Source organism: Microcystis sp. LEGE 00066 (assembly GCF_015207925.1).
Lineage (GTDB): Bacteria > Cyanobacteriota > Cyanobacteriia > Cyanobacteriales > Microcystaceae > Microcystis > Microcystis ichthyoblabe_A.
The window spans coordinates 1-4,708 of the sequence record NZ_JADEVX010000256.1 but is presented as its reverse complement, the minus strand read 5'-3'; the positions used below and the strand labels follow the sequence as shown (position 1 = coordinate 4,708).

The window sequence follows — 4,708 nt, the reverse complement described above, 5'->3', positions numbered from 1 at the left end:
TCTTTTGGCATTAACCTGTTTGTGCCTTAAGTCCTTTTCTGTATGGATTTCAGCTACTTTTGAGCTTAGGTACTCTCATTGAATTTTATTTTAAGTTAATTATTTGCATAACAATTCCCGAAGAGCCGAAAATTAGCTCCCTCAATCAGAGCTAATCGTCAACTTGAACTTCGAGTCGTTTCTGAACTAACCAAAATCTATCCAATTACCGATATTTACTTTGAGTACATCAAAGCCGATGTTGATTTAACTTCTGGTATAAAAGGAGCTAAGTCTGGAAAAGGTTTCTCACCAGTTATGGTCGGACAAAAATGGGCTATTGACCAACTATCTCAGTTGGCAACCGTCCATACTCGCTTTGGTTGGCAAACCTCTAATCTCAGAAAACATTTGCGATTAGAAAAGTCGAAAAATAAAGCAGAACAATCACCAGAAAGCCATGCTAACGATGGCATTGCTCTTGCCTGTTTTCAATTTTTAGATTATTTGCCATTCCACGCTTCTAATGGACATGGATATGATTGGAAGGGTTCTGTTGAAGTAACGAACGCTCCCTTTGCTGTCATCAAACGTCCTCCTATTAGTCGTCGTCAACTTCACCTGATGGTTTTTTCCAAAGGTGGTAAACGACGTAAATATGGTGGCTCTACCACAGGACATGGGTTCCGTAAAGGCGATTTAGTTTCTTCTCCCAAAGGAATTGGTTATATTAGTGGAGATACCGAAAAACAGCTATCTGTAAGCGATACCAATGGTCAACGATTGGGACAGATAGCTATTAGCAAGATTCAGTTAATTCGTCGTTCTAACGGTTTAATTGTTTCTCACTAACTTGTATAAAGCCGCCCTCCGCTATCGCTAAAGGGCGGGGTTTCAGACCCATTTTTTTGATGAGGGGGAGAAGAAAAATCCCGACTAGAAGATGCTTGTTGTTGAAAAAATCCGTAAAAAATAGTTACGCTCCTGTATAATACGCTAAAATCCAGAGAAATAGCTTTTGCCATGGCGACTACAGAAGCATTGAACCCCAGTCAGTTCGCATTCTTAACCAACCTCACCGCTGATCGTTCAAGTTCACCCAACCCACAAGAAGAAATGGACAAAGTTATCATTCTCGTTAATGCCGAAGCTCAAGCCAGTGGTCAGATGTCTCGGCTATCGCCCGTTACCGAAAAAATGGTGATTGCCTTAAAAAATGCGGTTCCTAAATCCTTGGCGGTGGAGGTGACGGGGACGGCTTCTTTGTGGTCAAAAATGGAGTCGGGTAAAACCAGCCAAAATAATTTAATCTGGTGTCCCTTAACAATTCAATTGCCCAATTGGGTGAATTTTCCAGGTAAAAAAGTTTATCAAGCTTGTCGAGATATCGAGGAAAGACGCGCTTGGGTTGCCCATACCCTGCACTATAAAACCAGTCAGGGAGATTCTTCTTTTGGGGATCTTTGGTTGCCGATCACGGTGACATCTAAGGGTTTAGAATACGGTGAGGTAATCGGGGAGGGTATGATCCCTAACTCCTACAGTCAACCGATTAGTCTAGAAAGAGAGAGTCTTAAGTCTTTACACCGGCTGGCAGCGCAATTACTGGATAATTTACAGGCTCCTGCTTCTGTTTATTTGCTACAGTTTCGTTTGGCTCATCGGGAAGTGGTTTTTGATCGTCTCTGGCCTTTTCCTGCCGCACCTGCGATCGCTTCCCTGCGCGGTCAACAGACGGATCTCTATGCAGCCTACTGGAATTGTTTACGTCGGCAAGCAATGGTCGATCATTCCTTGGCAATTTAAAGGCACTGTCTAGTAGTAATCTATTAAGTTGACAAAAGGGATACTTTAGCAGAATATTTAGAGCGTAGCGGCCGCCATAAAAACACGGCTTTTGTCCGTTCAACCTCTCGAAAATGCCGAAATATTCGCTAATTATCCCGATTTATAACGAGGAAGAAACCATTCGAGAACTCTATCGCCGTGTCAGTGATGTCATGGATAGTTTAGATGATTCTGTGGAACTGATTCTGATTAATGATGGCAGTCGCGACCGTTCCTTAAATTTAATGCGGGAACTACAGGAAAGAGATGCTAGGGTCTGTTATATTAGCTTTGCTCGTAACTTTGGTCATCAGGCAGCAGTAACGGCAGGACTTAATTTTGCTAGGGGTCAAGTTATTGTTGTCCTCGATGCCGACTTGCAGGATCCACCGGAATTGATTCCCAAAATGATTGAGTCTTGGCAAGCAGGTTATCATGTGGTTTACGCCCAGAGAACAAAACGGAAAAAAGAAAGTTGGTTTAAACGCCTAACTGCCTACGTTTTCTATAGATTGCTGCGACGATTAGCTGACGTGGATATCCCTGCGGACACGGGGGATTTTTGTCTGATGGATCGTCAGGTAGTGGACGTATTAAATTCTATGCCAGAACGGAATCGTTATATTCGCGGTTTGCGCGCTTGGATTGGTTTCCGACAAACTGCTGTTAAATTTGAGCGGGATCCCCGGTTTGCTGGCGAAGTCAAATACACTTTTAAAAAATCCCTAGCTTTAGCGATTAATAGCTTGGTGTCTTTTTCTAAGATTCCCCTGCGTATTTCCACTTATTTAGGCTTATTTTCTGCTTTAATTGCCCTGTTGATGGCTTTACTGGTTCTCTACTGGCGCTTACAGCAACCCGACTCTCCTGTTACTGGTTTAGCTACTATCTTGATCGCTGTGTTTTTCTTGGGTTCGGTACAATTGATCAGTATTGGCATATTAGGGGAATACGTCGGGCGAATTTACGAAGAAGTTAAAGGCAGACCAGCCTATACAATCGCTGAGATCGCTGGGTTGGAAATCAATTAAACCTTCCCAACAACTATCAATTAATTCTTGTCGATTAAAGATTTTGTTAACTTCCTAAATAAGCAATAAGCTGTTGACTATCTAAATTACTGGTTAAGACCGTCTATGATCGAGGAGAGAGGGTTTGATCATTTGTCCTAAAATTTCTAATAGGCAGTGTAGCTTACTAGCAAAAATAAATTCAGAACGATTTTGCGCCGTTTCAGCGATCACTAAAATTGTTAAGAATTGTACAACCCTCTTGTTATAAGGCTTTTTATGTCATGAAACCTTAAAATGAGAATTGCTGGTAGCTTACCCCATTCGTACAAAAAAATTAGCAGAGCAGCTAATAGAAATTAAACTCCAATAGCAGAGAAAAACTGTCTAACTTTGCCCACAACAGCGATCGATCCCTAAACTATCTAAAATTAAATCACTAACGGCGTTAGCGATGGCAAATTCACTATAAAAACTTTCGCGGAAATCAAAAGCTTGCATCTCGGTAACGATCGCAATCACCAAGTTACCGAGATCGTTTTCCCCTTCCAAACGCTGACGCAGAAAAATTTGACTAGCACGTTCAGCGATAGTATCGTTAATAGCTTCGGGAATAAATTCCGCATCTAACCAACGATGCAAAGCGGTGCGCAGCCAAGTTTGTTCCTGTTGGGGATTTTCGATCGGTGGTAAAGTAATAGGCGGAATTGGTGCGGGATGATCGGGCATAATTAGAGAATGATCAGGCTACGAGACTGAATTCTTGGGGGGAGTTGTGGATACCGCCTCTATTATACAAGGATACGCACGCGGTTACTTTCTCATGGCCGATGAGGGGGGGCGATTGGATTGGTATTCTAGTAAAAATCGCGCTCTTATTCCTCTAGATCGGCGTTGTAGGTATCCCAAGTCCCTAAAACGAGTTTTGAATCAAAATCGCTTTACCGTGGCTATTAACCGCGATTTTGCTGGGGTTTGTGCCGGTTGTGCCGATCGCTCGCTGACTTGGATTTCCCCGGAGTTAATCCAAATCTATCAGCAATTACACCAAGCCGGTTGGGCCTACAGTTTCGAGACTTGGCAAGGGGATCAATTAGCGGGCGGGATTTTAGGTTTAGCAATTCGCGGGGTTTTTATCGGAGAATCGATGTTTTATAAAATTCCCGATGGTTCTAAGGTAGCCATGGTCAAGTTAGTTGAACACCTCAGAGAACGGGATTTCTGTCTATTTGATGCCCAAATGCAAAATCCCCATCTGGCTAGATTTGGGTCCTATACTATCCCCGAAAAAGAATATCATCTCCTATTGAAAAGCGCTCTGTTGAAGCATTGCCATTTTGTTTAAGTATTGTTTCCGATTGTAAGTAGCTAGACACAATCTAAGTACAGGACAAGGTGGCGCATCTTAACAATTTTTGACAAAATCAACTTTGTCTGAGTTTCTTACCCAGTCGGCGATTTAGGCATATTTGAGGAGAATTGGCCATCTCAATTGTTAAGCAAAAATCGACCAAATGTTAAGATTTCGTAACTATTTTGATTGACTTGTATCACCTGAAATGCCCATGAGGATCACAAAATTGGCCAATTGTCAATAGCTTTTGAGATGCTCTCATCCTGATTGGCGCGAGTTATGCTATACTATAAGCTTAGGCTTTTCGTTACTTGGCATGATTCGATCAGGGGGCATAAATCGAAGCAATGTCTTTCTGTGTAAGGGTTTTATCCTTTATAACCCCCCTCCATTGCATAACACAAACCGAAGAACCCTAAAAACCTTGTTGGATAATATCTTTAGGTTTTTTTGAAATCAAAAAGTGGGAGAAATTTAGGCACTTTTTCCCTGAAAATTAGGTAATTGGCCACCTCAAAACTGGTAAAACCCCACACCC

4 protein-coding genes and 1 pseudogene are annotated in these 4,708 nt (G+C 42.1%); 4 read left to right on the top strand and 1 reads right to left on the bottom strand.

The genetic code is table 11. The features are described from left to right. Positions 1-129: 129 nt before the first annotated feature. The 3 genes and pseudogenes from IQ224_RS21745 to IQ224_RS21735 all read left to right on the top strand — a co-directional run. Positions 130-831, top strand: a pseudogene (locus tag IQ224_RS21745) (RRXRR domain-containing protein); the annotation flags it as partial. A gap of 171 nt (positions 832-1,002) precedes the next feature. Next, complete coding sequence (locus IQ224_RS21740; protein ID WP_036403319.1) at positions 1,003-1,785, top strand: hypothetical protein; 783 nt, start codon at positions 1,003-1,005, stop codon at positions 1,783-1,785. A 113-nt stretch (positions 1,786-1,898) separates the two neighbouring features. Continuing rightward, positions 1,899-2,837 carry a glycosyltransferase family 2 protein gene (locus IQ224_RS21735; protein WP_002749387.1) on the top strand — a complete coding sequence of 313 codons (939 nt, stop codon included), beginning with the start codon at positions 1,899-1,901 and terminating at the stop codon, positions 2,835-2,837. A gap of 366 nt (positions 2,838-3,203) precedes the next feature. On the opposite strand, the gene IQ224_RS21730 is transcribed toward IQ224_RS21735, so the two are convergent. Further along, positions 3,204-3,545 carry a hypothetical protein gene (locus IQ224_RS21730; RefSeq protein ID WP_002731952.1) on the bottom strand — a complete coding sequence of 114 codons (342 nt, stop codon included), beginning with the start codon at positions 3,543-3,545 and terminating at the stop codon, positions 3,204-3,206. A gap of 34 nt (positions 3,546-3,579) precedes the next feature. Between IQ224_RS21730 and aat the strand changes: the two genes are divergently transcribed. Beyond that, positions 3,580-4,161 carry a leucyl/phenylalanyl-tRNA--protein transferase gene (gene aat / locus IQ224_RS21725; RefSeq protein WP_084989820.1) on the top strand — a complete coding sequence of 194 codons (582 nt, stop codon included), beginning with the start codon at positions 3,580-3,582 and terminating at the stop codon, positions 4,159-4,161. Positions 4,162-4,708: the final 547 nt, after the last annotated feature.